Here is an 18,543-nt window from a genome sequence, read left to right as displayed (position 1 = left end):
GCCCTGAGCTTGTCGAAGCCTGTCCTGAGCGACTGCCGCAGGCAGGCAGTCGAAGGAGGCTGATTTCCTTCAGCGGCACGGCAAAAGAAAAAGCAGGGCTTCGACAAGCTCAGCCCAAACGGGAAGGAGAGGACGGTTCATTCCTCCGCTTCGCCGGCTATGCCGCGATCTTCGACCGGGCGGATCGCGGCGGCGATATCATCCGCCCCGGCGCTTTCGCCCGCACGCTCTCCGAAGGCCGCCCGATCCCGCTGCTCTGGCAGCATGAACGCGGCCATGTGATCGGCCGGATCGAGCGGCTCGAGGAAGACGGGCGCGGATTGCGCGTGATCGCGCGGGTGGAGGACGGCACGGTCCGGCTACGGCTGGCCAAGGGCAGCGGGTTGAGTTTCGGTTATCGGGTGAGGTCAACGCGCCACCGTACCCCGGCGAAGGCCGGGGCCCAGTATCGACCGCGCGCAACTGGACCCCGGCCTTCGCCAAAGGCGAGGTTTATCCTGAGCGATGCCGCAGGCGGCGAAGGGCCGGGGTACAGCTCGCGCGAACTGCTCGATCTCGACCTGGTCGAGGTCAGCGTCGTGACCATCCCGATGCAGCCGCTGGCGCGGGTTCATGCGGTGTCGGATTAGGACGGGCTCGACCGCATTGAACGACGTGTTATTCTGCCTCAATGGAATCTGCGTTGCGCCATTGCGGAGCTGTTTTGCTTTCAGCCTTTTCGGCTGCCTTCATCCTTGGCTTTGGTTTTGGCTTGATGGGATTCCTGTTTGCTTTCGCGATGGCATTCGTGCTGATCGTTCTGTTCGGAGTTCCCGCATATCTTCTGATTAAACGATACGGCAAACCAACGCTTTATCTGGCGATCTACTGGGGAGATTTCCTTAGCGTTGCGACATTGCTGATCATTTTCGGAGATGTGATTCTACTGCAGTTCGATCACTATCAGTCATTGCTGCCGGGACTTGGGCTGATCATGCTTTTTGCGGTTGCTGGCGGCATCGGAGGGCTTGTGTTCTACGTCATGCAGCATGGATTGCACGTGTCGGATTTCAACCTGTACGGTCGTAGAGACCGGTAGCTACTCCACATCCTCATACCACGCCTCGACCTCGCCCGAGAGCTTGATCGTCAGCGGGTTGCCGTAGCGGTCGTTGGCCTTGCCGGCCTGGACGCGGATCCAGCCTTCGGAGAGGCAATATTCCTCGACGTCGCGGCGTTCGCGGCCCTTGAAGCGGATGCCGATGCCGCGTTCGAGCGCGGCCTGATCGAAATGCTCGCTGCGCGGGTTGTTGGAGAGGCGGTCTGGCGGGGTCTCGGCCCCGGCGGGCTGTGCGTCGTCGGTCATGGCGCGGGATTTAGAGACGAACGCCGGCAAAGTGAAGAACGCAAATCCTCCCCCGTTGGGGGAGGATTTTCCGCCCCGTCCGCCATCCGGCGAGCGGGGCTTTTTCATGTCCAGCCCAAGGAGAAACTGATGGATATCGAGACCAAGATGGATCCGCTCGCGGCGAGCTTTGCCGCGTTCGAGACGCCGGCGGAAGACCCACCCGCCGAAGCGCCCAAGCCCGAAAAGACGCCGATCGAGGCGATGGGCGAGCAACTCGGTGCGATGAAGAAGTGGATGGACGCGCACACCGTCGCCGCGGCGCGGCCGGTGCTCGCGGGCAGCGAGAAGGCGCCCGCCGAACAGACGCAGTTCACCGAGACCTATATCCGCCGCGGCGTCGAGACGGGGCTGGAGCAGAAGAGCTTCGTCGGCACGTCGGACAGCGCGGGCGGCTATGCGGTGCCGCAGGAGATCGACGCGATCATCGACCGGACGCTGACCGCGATCTCGCCGATCCGCGCCATCGCCAATGTCGTCAAGGTCGGCAGCGCGGGCTATCGCAAGCTGGTGACTACGGGCGGCACGCCTTCGGGCTGGGTCGCCGAGGATGCGGCGCGCGACGAGACCGATACGCCCGACTTTGCCGAGATCGCCCCGCCGATGGGCGAGCTGTACGCCAATCCGGCGGCGAGCCAGGCGATGCTCGACGACGCGGCCTTCGATGTCGAGGCGTGGCTCGCCGGCGAGATCGCGACCGAGTTCGCGCGGGCCGAGGGCGCGGCGTTCGTGTCGGGCAGCGGCACCAACCGGCCGCGCGGCTTCCTCTCGGGCACGATCACCGACGAGGCGGACGACGCTCGCGCCTTCGGATCGCTGCAATATATCGCGACCGGGGCGGACGGCGCATTTGCCGCGTCGGACCCCGAATATGCGCTGGTCGATCTCGTCCAGTCGCTGCGCTCGCCCTATCGCCAGGGCGCGCATTTCGTGATGAACTCGGCGACGCTGTCGGCGATCCGCAAGTTCAAGACCGCCGACGGCGCGTTCCTGTGGCAGCCGGGGCTGATGGCGGGGCAGCCGGACACGCTACTCGGCTATCCGATCGTCGAGGCCGATGACATGCCCGATATCGACAGCGACACCTATGCCATCGCCTTCGGCAATTTCCGCGCCGGCTATCTAATTGCCGAACGGGCCGAGACGGCGATCCTGCGCGATCCCTTCTCGAACAAGCCGTTCGTGCATTTCTACGCGACGAAGCGTGTTGGCGGGCAGGTGTCGAACAGCGAGGCGATCAAGCTGCTTAAGTTCGGGGTGTCGTAAGCACAAACCCTCTCCCCTTGAGGGAGAGGGAAGGCGGTGCGCAGCGTCGCCAGGGTGAGGGGTCGCAGAGCGAACGCAGTGAGCGTGGCTGCGGGGCGGTTGCCGCTTCGCGCCAAGCTCGCCTTTGGCTCGCCACCCCTCTCCAACTCCGCCTAGCGAGCAAGCTCGCAAGTCTTCGTATCCTCTCCCTCAAGGGGAGAGGATGCCCGCGCCGCGTCCGGTATCCCCTGCCGGGCGCGGCGCTTCCATTTTCACGCCCCATTCGGGAGCCCCCTTCATGACCCCCATTTTCAAGGACCCCGATGCGGTCCTGACCTATTCGATCGCCTGGCCGCCGGGCACGATCGGCGGTGCGGCGATATCGGCCGCGAGCTGGTCGGTGGAGCCCGACGAGCCGGGCGGGCTCGCCATGTCGGGCGAGTTCGTCGACGGCAGCGAGACCGGCGCGCGCATTTCGGGAGGGCTGCCCGGCCATGTCTACCGCGCGAGCTGCCATATCGATCTCGGCGACGGCCGGTCGGCGGATCGCTCGCTCCTGATCCGGGTCGACCAGCGATGATCGGCGCGATGCAGGAGCCGAGCGCCGAAACGCCGGTCGCGCTCGACGAGGTCAAGGCGTATCTCAGGATCACGCAGGACGAGGACGACGCGCTGCTCGCGGGCCTGATCCGCATAGCGAGCGCGGCGTGCGAACGTTTTCTCGGCCAGGTGCTGATGATCCGCACGGCGGCGGAGGATGTGCCGGCGTCGTCCGACTGGCGGCGGCTCTCGCTGACGCCGGTCGCGGCGATCGAGGGGCTGGCATCGGTGTCGGACGAGGGCGACGTCACCGCTTTGCCGGTCACCGATTACGCCATCGATATCGACGCGAACGGCGATGGCTGGGTGCGCGTGACGGGCGGGCAGGCGGGGCGGGTGCGTGTCACCTACACCGCCGGGATCGCGACCGGCTGGAACGGCGTGCCCGAGCCCTTGCGGCAGGGCATCGTCCGCCTCGTTACGCATCTCTTCGTTCATCGCGACGATGCCGAGGAAGGCGCGCCGCCGGCCGCCGTCGCGGCTTTGTGGCGGCCGTGGCGCAGGATGCGGCTCACATGAGCGGCGCGGAGCAGGCGCTCGTCGCGGCGCTCTACGAAACGCTCGAGGCGCATGAAGCGCTGGCCGGGCGATTGAACGGCGTGTTCGCCACGCCGCCGGGCCGCGCGACCCCGCCCTATGCGCTGCTCGGCGAAATGATCGTCACCGACTGGAGCACCAAGACCGAGGAAGGGCGCGAAATCCGCTTCCTCGTGACGCTGTTCGAGGAGCCCGAGCGCGCCGACCGCCTCGCCGAGTTGATGGCCGAAACCGAAACCGCGATCGAGGCGATGCCGCGCGATCCCGCCGGCTGGCGAATCGCGAGCCTCGTCTTCCAGCGCGGCCGCGTGCTGCGCGAGCAACCCTGGCGCGCGGTGCTGGAGTACCGGGCGCGGATGTTGAGTGTGTAATCCTCCCCGGCACGGGGAGGGGAACCATGCGCAGCATGGTGGAGGGGCACCATCCAATAGTGTTTCACTCAAGGGGCGAGTGCCCCTCCACCAGCCTGCGGCTGGTCCCCCTCCCCGTTCCGGGGAGGAACATCAAGGAGAACCAATCATGACAGCCGAAAAGGGTTCGGCCTTCCTGCTGAAGGTCGGCGATGGCGCAGAGCCGCCGGTGTACAGCACGGTCGCCGGGCTGCGCACGACGCAGCTTTCGATCAATGGTGAGCCCGTCGTCATCACCAACAAGGATTCGGGCGGGTGGCGCGAACTGCTGTCGGGTGCGGGGACGCGATCGGTGTCGGTCTCGGGCGCGGGCGTGTTCACCGGCTCGGCGGCCGAGACGCGACTGAAGAACAACGCGCTCGCCGGATCGCTCGACGATTACGAGCTGGCCTTCGAGGGCGGCGAGCGGATGCAGGGGCGGTTCCTGATTGCCCGCCTCGATTATGCCGGCGATTTCAACGGCGAGCGGAACTACACGCTGGCGCTCGAGAGTTCGGGCGCGGTGGCGAGCGTCTGAGCGCCGCAGCGCATCGTATTTTTCCGTCATGCTGAACTTGTTTCAGCATCTACCGCTCCAATTGATCAGTCCGAGATGGTGGAGGGGTGGACCCTGAAACAAGTTCAGGGTGACGGTTTGCCTGGAGGAAATGATGTCCAAATCTCCTAACCCTGCCCGCGGCGAGGCCGCCCTCAATGTCGCCGGCGAGACCCTCACCCTCCGCCCCACTTTCACCGCGCTGGTCGCAGCGGAGGAGGAACTCGGCCCGCTCTTCGCGCTTGTCGAGCGGGCCGCGGAGGGGCGGCTCGGGATCGGGGAGACGGTGGCGCTGTTCTGGCATTGCCTTGCCGATCCGCCCGAAACGCTGACGCGCGAGCGGCTCGGCGAGGCGGTGGCGGGGCAGGGGCTGGCGAAGGTCACGCCCGCGCTTCGCACGCTGTTGTCGCAGATCCTGCAGGGGCGGTGAGGGACGCGCAAATCCTCCCCGGGACGGGGAGGGGGACCATGCAAAGCATGGTGGAGGGGCACAAACCACAAGCGGACCGTAATTGGAGGGCGCCCCTCCACCCCCCTTCGGGCGGTTCCCCTCCCCGTCCCGGGGAGGATTTTTCCGCCGCAGCCATCCACCTGGCAGGCCATGCCGCCCTCCTGCTCGGCTGGCGGCCCGCCGATTTCTGGAACGCCACCCCCGCCGAACTCGCGACCGCGCTCGCGCCGCTGGCGGGGGAGGGCGACGGTGCGCCCGCGTCCCCCGCCGAGCTTTCCCGCCTGATGGAGCAATATCCCGATGGATGATTTCGATCCCGATTTTGGCGGCGCATTGGTCGCCGTCCGCGCCGATACGCAGGGCTTTCGCCGCGAGGTGGAGGCGATGCGGCGCGAGCTGGCCGATGGGCTGGGCGGCGCGGCGGATATCGCCGGGCGGCGGATCGAGAATGCGCTGCTCCGCGCGGTGCGGACGGGCAAGCTCGGCTTCGACGATCTCAAGCGCACCGCGCTGTCGATCATGGCCGAGATCGCCAGCGCGGCCGTACAGAGCGGGTTGCAGCAGATATTCGCGGGCGGCGGCAAAGGAGGGGCCGGCGGCGGGAGTTTCGGCCAGAGCCTGCTCGCCATCGGCACGCAATTGCTCTCGCGCTATCTCGGTTCGCCCGGACGCGCCACGGGAGGCCCGGTGGCGCCGGGCCGTGCCTATATGGTCGGCGAGCGCGGGCCGGAGCTGTTCGTACCGACGGCAAGCGGGCGGGTCGTGGCGTTGGGCGGCGCGGGGTCGCGCGATGTCCGGCTGACGATCAACATCAACGCGCCCGATGCGCGCGAGCCCGAGGCGCTTGCCCGGTCGAGCCGGCAGGTGGCGCGGGCGGTGAAGACGGCGCTGGCGCGGACCAACTAAACTCCCTCCCCTTCAGGGGAGGGATAAAAGGGTGGGGTGAGACGGAGGAGGCTCGATGCCTCCGACGGCTCTTTTCCCGCAGAACTCCGGCACGGGCATCGAGCCCGTGCCTCCGTCACCCACCCCTAGACCCCTCCCTTGAAAGGGAGGGGGGTGGAGGAATCCATGCCCCATTGGCTCGCATCGCCCGGCGATGCGCTCGTCCACACCCATATAAAGCGCTTCGATCCGCGTTTCTGGACCGTCAATTTCGCGCATCCGATGATGGCGTCGGTCGTGACGACGGGGCCGCAGGCGATGCGCGCGGATTGCGTGTTCTACAACGCCAACGAACTCGCCGGGCTGATCTGGGAGAGCGAGGACCATTGGGATCATCCGCTTATCGCCTATGAAACGGCGCGCGACTATCGCGGGTGCACGCTTGCCTTTCACTGGTCGTCCTCGGGCATCAAACCGCTCGACGCGGTGCAGGGGCCGACGCTCACTATCGAAGGCCGCGATGCGGCGGGAAATCCGAAAAGCTGGTATGTGCGCTTGTGGAACTATGCCAGCGGCGCCAGCGAAGATGCTGACATCGCGCTGGATTTCGATGCGATGGACGGCGGGTTCCTGCTGCCGGGAGAGGCCGATCCGGTCTGGGCCGGCGATATCGACCGGATGTTCATCTCGCTGATCCCGCCGGCTTATGACGAGACGGCGACGCCGCTCGCCAGTCCGGCCGAAGGCTGGGTCGAACTGACCGATATCCGCGCGGCCGGCGCATCATCGACGCTCACCATCGGCGACACGCTGCTTCCCGAGCACGGGATGCGGATCGCGACCGGCTATGACGATGCCTATAACCAGACGCCCGCGCGCGTCCTGCGCAATATCGTGCATCTCGGCTATCGCGAGCTGATCAATCATTATGTCGGGATGAGTCATTATTTCCGGCTGCGCTATTATGGCGCGAACCTGCTCTACACGGTGTCCGGCGGCAATCTGAACGCGCCCTGCGAAAGCTGGCACCGCGACTTCGCTTCGCGGGCCAAGACATTGGGATATGAGATGATTTTCTCGGTGTCGTACGAGCTGCTCGATTCGATCGGCTTCGGCACGCGCAAGCAGCGGGCCGAGAATGGCGATTATGCACTGACCGGATGGGTCCCGCCGTCCTCGCTGCTGTCGCCGGCAAGCGCCCCCGCCGTCGATCAGGTCGCGCGCGCGGCGGAGAGTTTCACGCAGATCCTGCTCGATACCGGCCAGCCTGTGCACATCCAGATCGGCGAGCCCTGGTGGTGGATCACGCTCGACGGATCGAAACGGATTTGTCTCTATGACAGCGCCGCGCAGGCGCTCTTCGGCGCCAACCTCGTCTCGATCCCGACGATCGTGGGGCCGAAAACGCCCGAACAGATCGCGATGCTCGACCAGGCGGGAGAGATCCTCGCCGCCTCGACGCAGCTTGTGGCGGACCGGGTGCGGGCGATGGCGCCCGATGCGACGCTTTATCTACTGGCCTATCTGCCGACGGTGCTCGACGAGGAAGCGCCCGAGGCCAAGCGCGCCAACGTCCCGCTCGGCTGGGCCGATCCGGCGTTCGATATATTGCAGCTCGAGGATTACGACTGGGTGACGGCCGGCAATCGCGGCGCGACCGCGCGCGGCGCCCAGGCAATGGAGGCGCGGCTCGGCTATCCCAAGGACCGCCAGCATTATTTTTCCGGCTTCGTGCTCAATGCCGAGGACAAGGCGCAATGGCACGCCATCGCGTCCGCCGCCGAAGCGGGGCGCGAACGCGGTGTCGCCGAGACATTCTACTGGGCGCTGCCTCAGGCGATGCGCGACGGTTTCGTCCACTTTGATTCAGAGGAGAGCGACGTGCAGGCCTTCGACGATGTAAGCTTCCCGCTGGCGCTCGGCGCCGAGGCGATGGCGTCGCCCGGTTTCTCGACCTCGATCGTCACGACCGCTTCGGGCGCCGAACATCGCGACAGCGGCTGGGCCGATGCGCGGATGCGCTACGATGCCGGGCCGGGGGTCAGGAGCGAAGACGATCTGGGCACGCTGATCGCCTTCTTCCGCGCCCGCCGCGGCGCCGCCCGCGCCTTCCGCTTCCGCGATCCCTTCGATCACAGTTCGAACGGCATGACCGGGACGCCGGAGTTCGACGACCAGCTTCTCGGCACCGGCGACGGCACGACGACCGCCTTCGCGCTCGTCAAACGCTATGGCGAACCGGGCGAGGAGCAGGTGCGGGAGATCGCGCGGCCGGTATCGGGCAGCGTGCGGATCGCGGTGGACGGCGTCGAGGCGATGAGCGGCTGGTCGTTCGACGACGGCACCGTCCTCTTCGACACCGCCCCGGCCGAGGGCACCGAAATCACCGCCGGCTATCTCTTCGACGTCCCCGTCCGATTCGCCGAAGACCGGCTCGAGGTGAATCGCGCAACCTTCCTCGCGGGCGAGGCGGTCAGCGTGCCGCTCGTGGAGATTCGGGGATGATTCCTTCTCCCTTGATGGGAGAAGGATACGGAAACTTGCCGGCTTGCCGGCTAGTTGGAGTTGGATGAGGGTGATCGCGCAACGGGGGTATCGCGACTTGCTGCGTCACCCTCATCCAACTTCGCCTAATTCGCTCCGCTCATAAGTCTTCGTATCCTTCTCCCATCAAGGGAGAAGGTTTGGAGTGCATTCTCAATGACCGATTTCCTCCACGCCCCCGTCACCACGCTCGCCTTTTGCTGGCGGCTGCGGCGGCGGGACGGGGTCGCGCTGGGTTTCACGACGCACGACCGCGATCTCGTTATCGACGGGCTGACCTACAGCGCGGCGCCAGGGATGCTGCCCTCGGCCATCGCCTGGTCGGACGGGCTGGAGGCGGACAGCATGGACCTGTCGGGCGCGCTGACCAACGATGCGATTACCGAGGCCGATCTGGCGGCGGGGCGCTGGGACGGGGCGGAGCTCAGGCTTTTGGCGGTGGACTGGGAGGCGCCCGGCGGCGAGCAGCTGTTCCTTGCACGCGGCGAACTCGGCACGGTTTCGCAATCGGGACGCGAATTCACCGCAGAGCTGAAAGGCCCGGCGACGCGGCTCGACCGGCCGGTGGCGGAACTGACCTCGCCCGATTGCCGCGCGCGGCTCGGCGACAAGCGCTGCCGCGTCGATCTCGCGCCGCTGACGCGGATTTCGGAGGTGGTTGCGGTCCTCGACGAGAGCATGGTCGATATCGCCGATGCCGAACCGGTCGCGAATGCCTATGCGGATGGCAGTCTTCGCTGGGTGACGGGTGCGAACAGCGGGCTCGACGCGGCGATCCTGCGATCGAACGGCGTCCGGCTGACGCTGCGCGATCCGGTGGCCGGGGCTGTGGCCGAGGGCGACCGGGTCGAGGTCGTCCAGGGCTGTGACAAGATCTTCGAAACCTGCCGCGACCGTTTTGCCAATGCCGAAAACTTTCGCGGCGAACCGCATCTCCCCGGAAATGATCTCCTCACCCGCTATCCGGGGGCGGGGTAAAATTCCACTCCCGCCAGCGGGAGAGGAGCTTCATCAGGAATCTCCCATGACCCATCCCTCCGAACGCGCGGCGGCGATCGTCGCGGCGGCGCGTGCCTGCGTCGGAACACGCTTCCGCCCGCAGGGGCGCGATGCGGAATTCGGGCTCGATTGCGTTGGGCTCGTCGCCAAGGCCTATTCTATGGCGGGCGCGGTGCCGGTGCTGCCGCAGGGCTATGCGCTGCGCGGCGGAAGCAGCGATGCGATCTGGCGGCAGATCGTCGCAAACGGCTTCGCACCGGTCGATCCGGTCAAGGCCGCCCCGGGCGACCTCGTGCTTTGCGCGCCGGCGGCAAACCAGTTCCATCTCGCGGTGCTAGCCGGCCGCAGCTTCATCCATGCCGATGCCAGGCAGCGCCGCGTGGTCGAGACGCCGGGACGGCCGTCCTGGCCGGTGATCGCCGCCTTCACATGGCTTTCCGAGCCGGCATCCTGAGGACATTCCATGGCGACATTGATCCTGAGTACGGCCGGGCGCGTCATCGGCGGGCCGATCGGCGGCGCCATCGGCGCGCTGATCGGGCAGCAGGTCGACAACCGGCTGTTCGCGCCCGCCGACCGCGAGGGCCCGCGGCTCGACGATCTGCGGATCCAGACCTCATCCTACGGCACGCCGCTCCCCAGGATATTCGGCACGATGCGGGTGGCCGGGACGGTAGTCTGGGCGACCGACCTGAAAGAGACGCGCGAACGCGAGGGCGGCGGCAAGGGGCGGCCGGGCAGCGTGACGTACAGCTACAGCGCCAGCTTTGCCGTGGCGCTCTCGTCTCGTCCGATCCTCGCGGTCAAACGAATCTGGGCCGACGGCAAGCTGCTGCGCGGGGAGGCGGGCGACTGGAAGAGCGAGACGGTGTTCCGGCTGCATCCAGGCGGGGAAGGGCAGGCGGTCGATCCCTTGATCGCCTCGGCGGAGGGCGTGGGCGGCACGCCGGCCTATCGCGGCCTCGCGCTGGCGGTGTTCGAAGACCTGCAACTCGCCGATTTCGGCAACCGCATCCCCTCGCTCAGCTTCGAGGTCGAGGCCGATACCGGCGCGGTGGGCTTCGATGCGATCGTCGACGAACTGGCCGGGGCCGATATGACGGCGCAGAGCGAAACGGCGATCGGTGGCTATGCCGCCGACGGCGCGAGCATCGCCAGCGCGCTGGCCACCTTGCTCGACGCCTTCCCGCATGGGCTGTCGGACGACGGCTCGACGCTCCTGCTGCACGAAGCGGCGGCCGAGCCGGTCGTTGTGGCGGAGGACGATCTCGGCGCCGCGAAGGGTGCCGATCCCGCCCCGAGGATCGAGCGCGAGACGCGGGGCGCCGAAGCCGTGCCGGACGAGATCGCGCTACGACACTATGAGCCTGCGCGCGATTTCCAGGCCGGGTTGCAGCGCGCGCGGCATAACGGGCCGGGACGCCGCGCCGAACGAATCGACCTGCCCGTGACGCTGGAGGCGGCCACGGCGCGCGGTGTGGCGGCCGCGCGGCTGGAACGGCATTGGTCCGGGCGGCAAACGGCGCGGGTGCGCCTGCCGTGGCGCCGTCTGGAACTGCGCCCGGCGGTGCGGATACGATTTCCCGATATGGCGGGCGAGTGGAGAGTCGAGGCCGCCACGCTCGAATCGATGGCGCTGATCCTCGATTGCGTCCGTGTCGGCGGTGGCGCGATCATGCCCGCCGATGCGGCGCAACCCGGCCGCAGCGTTGCGGACCCGGATCGGCTGCATGGCCCGACGGTCGTCCACCTGCTCGATCTGCCCGCGCTCGACGGCACGGTGCACCAGGCGCCGCGCCTGCTGATCGCCGCGGCCGGGCCGTCGGCCGGCTGGCGATCGGCGGCGCTCGAGATCAGCCTCGATGGCGGCGCCAGCTATGTCAGCATCGGCAGCACGGCGGCGCCCGCGACAATGGGCGAGACGGAAACGGTCCTGCCGCCGGGCTCGGCGGCGCTGTTCGACGACATCGCATCGGTCGATGTCGCGCTGCTGCACGAGGATATGTGGCTCGAGGGGCGGACCGACGACGCGCTCGTCGGCGGCGCCAATGCCGCGCTGATCGGCGACGAGATCGTCCAGTTCGGCCGCGCCGATCCGATCGGTGCCGGAAGGTTCCGCCTGTCGCGTCTCGTCCGCGGACGGCGCGGAACCGAATGGGCGATGGAGGGCCATGTGGCGGGAGAGCGGTTCGTGCTGCTCGAACCCGACGCGCTCAAAGCCTTCGAAGCGCAGGCCGGGCAGATCGGCGCGCCGGTCCGGCTGCTGGCGACGGGGCAGGGCGACGAGATGGCGGTGTCGCAGGAAGCCGGCCTAGTTGGCCGGTCGGTTCGCCCTCCCTCGGCGGTTCACGTCCGCGCGCGGCGCGAGGATGACGGTTCGGTCCGCTTCGCCTGGGAACGGCGCAGCCGCGCCGGATGGAGCTGGACCGATGGCGCCGACGCGCCGCTTGCCGAGGACGGGGAGCGCTGGGCGCTTGTCGTGACCGGTGCCGGGGGCGCCCCGCGAACGGCCGAGATCGAGGGCGGCACCTACCTCTATGCGGCGTCGGCGATCGCGGCCGACGGCGCGGCAGCGGCGACGCAATTCACGCTGCAAATCGCCCGGCTCGGTTCGCTCGGCCGGTCGTTACCCGACGGCGTGCATGTCTTCGATCTCTAGCCATCGCCCCCAATGGAGTATTTTCCGTCATGACCGACACGACCCCGCGCTTCGCGCTGCCGCATATCCTGCCGGGACAGGCGCAGAAGGAGCTTTATCACAACGAGGCACTGACTCTGGTCGATGCGCTGTTGCATCCCGCCGTCGAGGCGGTGGGAGCCGACGTGCCCACCGGCGCGCCCGAACCCGGCCAGGCCTGGATCGTCGGCGGGTCGCCGAGCGGGGCATGGGCGGGGCAGGCCGATATGCTGGCCTTCTGGACCGGCGGCGGATGGCGTTACATGGCGCCCAGGCCGGGCATGACCGTTCACCTGGCGAGTGCCGGCGTGGATGTTCGCTATGACGGCGCCACATGGGTTGAGGGCGAACTGACCGGCCATGCGCTCGTGATAGACGGCGATCAGGTCGTGGGGCCGCGCGGCGCGGCAATCGGCGATCTCGGTTCGGGCGGAGATCCGGTCCCCGTGGTCAACGCGATTCTTTCGGCGCTCCGCGCACACGGACTGATAGAAAATTGAAACGAATTCCGTTTAGGCCCCAAATTTGCCAATTTATGTTGTCACGGTGCAACTCGGACGGCATAGATGCGTTACGCGGTTGAGATGCAGCATTTGACGAAGCCTTTGTTTCGCCAGTTGCGGCATTTTGGCAACAGATCGGGGATTTGTGCGCTTGCACGGATATAACCGTTCCGATATTGGTTCAGTCATTCCTACGCTAGGAATTTGTAAGAAAGGGGAAAGTTTATGCGCAAGTTCGCCATCAAAGCGGCGCTCGCAACTACCGCGCTCACCGTTGCGGCGACGCCCGCGCTGGCTCGCGACGATTCGTGGTATATCGGCGTCGAAGGCGGCCTCATGTTTGTCGAGGACACCGACTACGATGTCACCGATTCGCTCGGCGTGACCGCTTCCGACACGTTCAAAGTCGATCATGCTCCGGGCTGGAGCGTCGGCGGCAATGTCGGTTACGATTTCGGCTGGTTCCGTCTCGAAGCGGATGTCGCCTATCAGCGCGCCGAAGTGACGGGCCTGCGTCAGTCGGACATTCCGGGTGCGGCGCTTCCGATCGAGGATGGCGGTCGTCCCGGCACGGCCTACAACCCGCGTCGTCCCGGCGTCGGCAACGGCGGCGGCAACGCTCCGGGCATTCCGTTCGAATGGAACGGCGCGCGCGGCAGCACCCGTACGCTGAGCTTCATGGTCAACGGCCTCATCGACTTTGGTGCCGATGACGGGATTCAGGGTTATGTCGGCGGTGGTGTCGGCGTTGCCCGCACCCGCGTCGACGCGCTTCGCGTGACCGACGCTTCGCCGGTCTATCTCGACGATTCCGACAGCGGTTTCGCCTGGCAGCTTATGGCCGGCCTGCGCGCTCCGGTTACCCGCAACATCGACGTGAACCTCGAATATCGCTACTTTACGCAGCCCGATATCGAAGTTCGCACCTTTTACAGCTCGGACGCGAATTTCCGGCACCGGACGCACAGCCTTCTGGCGGGTCTGACCTATAACTTCGGGTCGCCTCCTCCGCCCCCGCCGCCTCCGCCGCCTCCGCCTCCGCCTCCGCCGCCCCCGCCGCCTCCGCCGCCGCCTCCGGCGTGCGAGCCGGGTCCGTTCCTGGTCTTCTTCGACTGGGATCGGTCGGACATCCGTCCGGACGCGGCTTCGGTGCTCGACTCGGTCGCAGCGCAGTACCAGACGGGCCGTTGCCCGACCTCGGTCATGCTGGCGGGTCACGCGGACCGTTCGGGTTCGGCGAGCTACAATGTGGGTCTGTCGGAACGGCGTAATGCGTCGGTCCGGGCGTACCTCAGCTCTCGCGGCGTCCCCGACGCGGCCATGTCGAGCGAAGCCTTCGGTGAAAGCCGGCCGCTCGTTCAGACCGCCGACGGCGTTCGCGAACAGCAGAACCGCCGCGTGGAGATCACCTACGGCCCCGGCATGTAGGCTCCCGGCATCTGCCGAAACAAAAGAAGGGTCGGTCTTCGGACCGGCCCTTTTTTGTTGTCTTGCGAAATGATGCGTGGCCCGGCTCGCGGCGAAACTCGCCGGCTAACCTGACGTGAACAGCGCCAATGTCCGGTCGATCATCGTCTCGATTGCGAAATTGTCGCGTGCCCAGCCGCTGATGTCATCGGCATCGTCGCGTATCGCCCGCGGCTCCCGGTTCGCCAGCGCAAGACACTGCGCGACCGCTTCGCCATGAGGCACCTTGCCGGCATCCGAAAGCACGAGATTGGCGGGATTTGGCGCGACGGCTTCGGCCGCGCCGCCGGCGGGCGTCGTGATCACCGGTACGCCCGCAAGCTGGGCCTCGATCAGCACATTGGGCAGTCCCTCGTGCCGCGAAGTCAGCGCCAGCGCGTCGAAATGCGACAGCCAATAGCCGATATGCGGCGTGCGACCGGGAAGCAGGAGACGATCCGCCAGTCCGCGCCGCCGCGCATAATCCATGGCCGCGCTGCGTAGCGGCCCCGCGCCGATCAGGATATAACGTGCGTCCTTGCGCTGCGCGGCGAGGCGCGCGGCGATCTCCAGCCATTCGAGCGGGCGTTTGTTGGCGTCCAGGCGCATGATACCGCCAAGCGTGAAGCCGTGCCCGGTCTTTCGGGTGAACGCCTCCCACAATTCCCTGTCCCGGATCCCGGCATCCTTATCGAGCGTCTCGACGCCATTGGGCATCGCCGCGACACTCCCTGATTCGAGGTCCAGCCAGTCCTCATAGGCGCGCGCCGCGCCGTGCGAGTTGGCGGTCAGGGTGACGCCATCGGCCGACAGCAGCGCGCGATAGAGCTGCTTCTGTTCGGCGCGGCGGCGGTCCTTGCGCGCGCTTGGCGGCATGGTCCGGACATTGAGCACGATGCGGGGAACATTGGCGGCGAGGGCGGCGAGCCCGGCGGCGAGGATCGACCCGTCCTGCCAGATCTGCACGACATCGGGCGCCTCGTGGCGCAGATATTCGGTCAGCCGGATTGCGCCCTCGCGCATCCGGGGCGGCAGCGCTTCGATCTCCTTTGCGAACGGCCCGAGCCGCGCATCGGCGACCGACCCGCCCCAGGCCTCCGCGCGCAGATAGTCCGCCACATGAATCCCCGCTGCTTCCAGTTTCGGCAGATAAAAATCATGCCCGCGCCGTGAATCGAGCTTGCGGCAGAGCACGGTTACCGGGCCGATCGGCCATCCGCTCTCGCGCCGCGCCTGCAGGCCGAGCGCCGTGTTGACGAGTTGCCGCTCGGCACCGCCGCCGCCCAGCGTCCCGCCGATCAGCACGATGCGCGCGAGCGCCGTTCGCGCGACGCGGGGCGGATGATCGCGGCGCCAGGCGAGGGCGCGTTCGAGCAACAGATCGAGCTCCGGTAGGGGATCGGGTGCCGATGCGCCAAGTTCCCTTTCGTCATCGCCCGCTTGCGGCCGATAGGTGCGCAGTACCGCCTCGGCACGTTCCTCCCCGATCTCCTCGGCCAGCAGCGCGACATAGTGGCGCAAAACCGTATCGGAGGCGGGAAAGCGCGTCATCATGTTGCGCCAGCAGATTTTCGAGGCGCGCTCGTCCCCGCCGAGCGCGAGCAGCCGCCCCGCATTGACCTGCAACTGCTCGATATGCGGCCATTGCACGGCAAGGTCGATACTGCGGCTCACCGTCCATGGTCCGAAATCGCCGCGCATGGCCTCGTCGAACAGCATGTCCGATTCCGCGACCGCCTCCTTCGCCGCCACCGGCTCTTCCGGCGTGGTGTTCCGGCCCTGCGCGAGCGCGAGCGTCAGCCGGTCGAAGCGGCGCGCGTCCGGCGCATCGGCCAGCCGTTGCGCGTTTCGGGGGAAGCTGTCACTCATGCGCCAAATCCATAGGATGCCGGCGCGGGCCGGGCAATCGAAGGGGAGAAGGAGCGCTGGCGCGGTTTCCCGGTGACAGGACGGTGGAGTGGCTGGCGCGCAGCGCGCCCGGCCCGATCCGGCTATGGGCCGCCCGCAAGGCCGCCGACCGGGCGATGCACTGGGCCGCGCTGCGCGGTGGCGCGGAGGACCCGTACGTGCTGGCGCGGCTGGGGCTCTACGGTCTCGCGGCCGATCGTCCCGCAAGAGACGAAATGACACAGTTCGGTCATCTGCTTGCGCGTGCTTCGCGGGGTGAACATTTTGCCGCAGACAGATTGACGAACGATCAGCGCCGGCTGTTGGCCCGGACGATCGCGCCGGTGGACGCCGATTTTGCCTCGCGCCTTCTTCCCGAAGATGCACAGCAGGCGCGCGCTGCATGCCTTCTCGCGATGGGCGAAACGATCACGGATCGCGGCGTCGCCGGGCCGGCGGGCGAGCGCGAGGCGCAGGCATTGCGCGCAGCCATCGACGTTCGTCAGGGCGACCAGACCGCCGCACGCGAAGCAATCAACGCCATGCTCGCGATCGATGGCGTCGCCCCCATATTGGAGCCCTCGGAAGCATCGTTTGCGATCGGCGATCTCGCAAGCGCAGAATTGGGCGATGTCGAAGGGCCTCTCGTTTTGGTCATCATCCCATATCGCAATGCCGAAGACACGCTCGGCCATGCGGTCCGGTCGATCCTGATGCAGAGCTGGCGCAATATCGAAGTGCTGCTCGTCGACGACCGCTCTGATGATCGCAGCGCCGCAGTTGCGCGGGAACTGGCAGAAGCCGACCGGCGTGTCAGATTATTGGAAAACAGCCGCACTCCCGGCGTCTATGGCGCGCGCAACACCGCCATCGAGGCCGCGACCGGCGACTATATCACCTTTCTCGACGCCGATGATTGGTCGCCGGCCGAGCGGATCGCGCGGCAAATGGAGCGGCTGGGCGACGGGGCCGTCTGCATCGCCAACCATATCCGGATGGACGAGCACGGTGCGCCGGTCGCGCCGCGCGTCTTTCCCATTGTCCGCATGGTGCCCATTACGATGTTGCTCAGGCGCGAGACGCTGCTGGCGGCGGGGCCGTTCGAGGAGGTGCCGACCGGCGCGGATTCCGAAATGTTCGCGCGGCTGGAGATGCTTCACGGTAAGTCCGCCGTTCGCCGCGACCCGGCGGTGCTGCTCGTGGCGCGCTGGCGTAGTGGCTCGCTCAGCGATGCGGCCGAGGGCGGGATGCTGGGCGCCGAGCGCGAAGCCTATCGCGCGGACTGGATGTTTCGCCATGCGGGCCTAAAGGTGCCGGGCGAGACATGAGCGACGAGAGCAAAGAGACGGCGGAGGAGCTGGCGGCGCGGCTGGAAGCGGCGGAGCGCGAGATTGCCGAACTGCGCGCCGAGAAGAAGCAACTCGAACACCGTGTCATCAACGCCAACCGGACGCTCGCTTACGGGCTGGGCCGGGCGGTGATCGAGGCGCGCAGTTTCAAGGGGTTGCTCGCCTTTCCGCGCAAGATTCAGCGGTTGCGCCTCAAGCAGCGTGCGAAGACGCGCGAACGTGTGCCCGACACGCTGCCGGTCGGGATCGCCGAACGGCTGAAGCTTGTCGATCCGGCGCTCGAGCGGTTGCGCGAGGCAGGGCCGGAGGCGGCCGCGTCATGGGTCCGCGCCGAAAACGCACCGGCCGATGCCAAGGCGCGGGCGCTGGCCGAACTTGCACTGGCGGTCGCTGAAGAGGCACCGGAAACGGCTATCTCGCTGGCGGAAGAGGCGGCGATTTCGGGCGGCGCTGCGGATCGACTCGCCGGCCTTGTCACCCGCTTGCGGGAACAGGGCGTGGCGGCGCTTCGCCCCGGCGCCGAAGACACCGCGCTGGCCAAATCGGAATTCGGCCTGGAAGGCGACGGTCCGCTCATCGCTTGCCTCGGAACGGCGACGGATGACGACGGATATCGTGCATTTTTCGATGGATTTGCGACGCTTTACGAAGCGGGTGTGCGCGCATCGGTGGCCGTTATCGGCAGCGGCGATCAGGGCCCCTGGCTGGCGGCCGAAGCCGAACGGCGCGGTATCGGCGATGCCCTCCATATTCTCGGCGAACCGCTCCCCCTGCGCTGGCCGGCCTTGCTGGGCGCCATGGACGTGATCGTCTGTCCCAGGACGCGGCCCGAACCGCCCGGATCGGATATTTCGGCCATGGCGCGCATCGCATCGGCACTCGGCAAGCCGCAACTCTTCGGCACGGGGTGGCCCGCTTCGGATACGCCTCCGATTGGCGATCGGGACTGGGCCGGTGCGATCCGCGATGCGCTTGCGTCAGACTCGCCGAATTCGGCGGAATTGCCGGACGTTTCGTCGCTAATTGTTGTGCTCGAAGGCGGTGGCAAGGGCTTGGGATAGCGCGCATTTCCCGTTATGCTGGCGTTCACG

At 67.2% G+C, this 18,543-nt stretch carries 20 protein-coding genes; 18 read left to right on the top strand and 2 right to left on the bottom strand.

Annotation, left to right across the window (positions count from 1 at the left end):
- Nucleotides 1-167 precede the first annotated feature (167 nt).
- Entirely contained in the window at nucleotides 168-629 is a 462-nt protein-coding gene (locus Q0139_RS01385) for an HK97 family phage prohead protease (protein ID WP_298016222.1), read from the top strand.
- A gap of 41 nt (nucleotides 630-670) precedes the next feature.
- Nucleotides 671-1,078: a hypothetical protein gene (locus Q0139_RS01380; protein WP_298016193.1), complete on the top strand. Its 408-nt coding sequence runs from the start codon at nucleotides 671-673 to the stop codon at nucleotides 1,076-1,078.
- Here the strand turns inward: Q0139_RS01380 and Q0139_RS01375 are convergent, their stop codons facing one another.
- Entirely contained in the window at nucleotides 1,079-1,345 is a 267-nt protein-coding gene (locus tag Q0139_RS01375; RefSeq protein ID WP_298016191.1) for a DUF3297 family protein, read from the bottom strand.
- A 129-nt stretch (nucleotides 1,346-1,474) separates the two neighbouring features.
- Here Q0139_RS01375 and Q0139_RS01370 point away from each other — a divergent pair, with 129 nt between their 5' ends.
- From Q0139_RS01370 to Q0139_RS01305, 14 genes are all read left to right on the top strand, one after another.
- Entirely contained in the window at nucleotides 1,475-2,650 is a 1,176-nt protein-coding gene (locus Q0139_RS01370) for a phage major capsid protein (RefSeq protein ID WP_298016189.1), read from the top strand.
- Nucleotides 2,651-2,927: 277 nt separating this feature from the next.
- On the top strand, nucleotides 2,928-3,209 hold the full coding sequence (locus Q0139_RS01365; RefSeq protein WP_298016187.1) for a hypothetical protein: 282 nt from the start codon (nucleotides 2,928-2,930) through the stop codon (nucleotides 3,207-3,209).
- Between the two features lie 8 nt (nucleotides 3,210-3,217).
- Nucleotides 3,218-3,748 (top strand): head-tail connector protein, encoded by a 531-nt coding sequence (locus Q0139_RS01360; RefSeq protein WP_298016185.1) that lies wholly within the window; start codon nucleotides 3,218-3,220, stop codon nucleotides 3,746-3,748.
- Nucleotides 3,745-4,137, top strand: coding sequence for a DUF3168 domain-containing protein (locus Q0139_RS01355; protein WP_298016183.1), 393 nt, complete (start codon nucleotides 3,745-3,747; stop codon nucleotides 4,135-4,137). The genes Q0139_RS01360 and Q0139_RS01355 overlap by 4 nt, the downstream gene beginning before the upstream one ends.
- A 148-nt stretch (nucleotides 4,138-4,285) precedes the next feature.
- Entirely contained in the window at nucleotides 4,286-4,693 is a 408-nt protein-coding gene (locus Q0139_RS01350) for a phage tail protein (protein ID WP_298016181.1), read from the top strand.
- Between the two features lie 133 nt (nucleotides 4,694-4,826).
- Entirely contained in the window at nucleotides 4,827-5,141 is a 315-nt protein-coding gene (locus Q0139_RS01345; protein WP_298016179.1) for a gene transfer agent family protein, read from the top strand.
- 38 nt (nucleotides 5,142-5,179) lie between these two features.
- The gene (locus tag Q0139_RS15485) at nucleotides 5,180-5,470 is read left to right on the top strand and encodes a phage tail assembly chaperone (RefSeq protein ID WP_350141344.1); all 291 of its coding nucleotides are present in this window, start codon (nucleotides 5,180-5,182) and stop codon (nucleotides 5,468-5,470) included.
- Nucleotides 5,463-6,068, top strand: coding sequence for a tail tape measure protein (locus Q0139_RS01335; protein WP_298016177.1), 606 nt, complete (start codon nucleotides 5,463-5,465; stop codon nucleotides 6,066-6,068). Before Q0139_RS15485 ends, Q0139_RS01335 begins: the two co-directional genes overlap by 8 nt.
- A gap of 165 nt (nucleotides 6,069-6,233) precedes the next feature.
- Nucleotides 6,234-8,552 (top strand): DUF2460 domain-containing protein, encoded by a 2,319-nt coding sequence (locus Q0139_RS01330; protein ID WP_298016175.1) that lies wholly within the window; start codon nucleotides 6,234-6,236, stop codon nucleotides 8,550-8,552.
- Between the two features lie 195 nt (nucleotides 8,553-8,747).
- The gene (locus Q0139_RS01325; protein WP_298016173.1) at nucleotides 8,748-9,569 is read left to right on the top strand and encodes a DUF2163 domain-containing protein; all 822 of its coding nucleotides are present in this window, start codon (nucleotides 8,748-8,750) and stop codon (nucleotides 9,567-9,569) included.
- A 46-nt stretch (nucleotides 9,570-9,615) separates the two neighbouring features.
- On the top strand, nucleotides 9,616-10,044 hold the full coding sequence (locus Q0139_RS01320) for an NlpC/P60 family protein (protein WP_298016171.1): 429 nt from the start codon (nucleotides 9,616-9,618) through the stop codon (nucleotides 10,042-10,044).
- 9 nt (nucleotides 10,045-10,053) lie between these two features.
- Nucleotides 10,054-12,249 (top strand): phage tail protein, encoded by a 2,196-nt coding sequence (locus Q0139_RS01315; protein ID WP_298016169.1) that lies wholly within the window; start codon nucleotides 10,054-10,056, stop codon nucleotides 12,247-12,249.
- A gap of 29 nt (nucleotides 12,250-12,278) precedes the next feature.
- Nucleotides 12,279-12,767: a DUF2793 domain-containing protein gene (locus tag Q0139_RS01310; RefSeq protein WP_298016167.1), complete on the top strand. Its 489-nt coding sequence runs from the start codon at nucleotides 12,279-12,281 to the stop codon at nucleotides 12,765-12,767.
- 228 nt (nucleotides 12,768-12,995) lie between these two features.
- Nucleotides 12,996-14,198, top strand: coding sequence for an OmpA family protein (locus Q0139_RS01305; RefSeq protein ID WP_298016165.1), 1,203 nt, complete (start codon nucleotides 12,996-12,998; stop codon nucleotides 14,196-14,198).
- Between the two features lie 105 nt (nucleotides 14,199-14,303).
- On the opposite strand, the gene Q0139_RS01300 is transcribed toward Q0139_RS01305, so the two are convergent.
- Nucleotides 14,304-16,085, bottom strand: coding sequence for a glycosyltransferase (locus Q0139_RS01300; RefSeq protein WP_298016163.1), 1,782 nt, complete (start codon nucleotides 16,083-16,085; stop codon nucleotides 14,304-14,306).
- Nucleotides 16,086-16,168: 83 nt separating this feature from the next.
- Here Q0139_RS01300 and Q0139_RS01295 point away from each other — a divergent pair, with 83 nt between their 5' ends.
- A complete protein-coding gene (locus tag Q0139_RS01295) occupies nucleotides 16,169-17,431 on the top strand; it encodes a glycosyltransferase family A protein (RefSeq protein ID WP_298016161.1) in 1,263 nt (420 codons plus the stop codon).
- Nucleotides 17,428-18,513, top strand: a complete 1,086-nt coding sequence (locus Q0139_RS01290; protein WP_298016159.1) for a hypothetical protein — start codon at nucleotides 17,428-17,430, stop codon at nucleotides 18,511-18,513. The genes Q0139_RS01295 and Q0139_RS01290 overlap by 4 nt, the downstream gene beginning before the upstream one ends.
- The last annotated feature ends 30 nt before the right edge of the window (nucleotides 18,514-18,543 follow it).

It is taken from the genome of uncultured Parasphingopyxis sp. (assembly GCF_937129435.1).
Lineage (GTDB): Bacteria > Pseudomonadota > Alphaproteobacteria > Sphingomonadales > Sphingomonadaceae > Parasphingopyxis.
The sequence above is the reverse complement of the archived record's forward strand: the minus strand, read 5'-3'. Positions and strand labels throughout refer to the sequence as shown.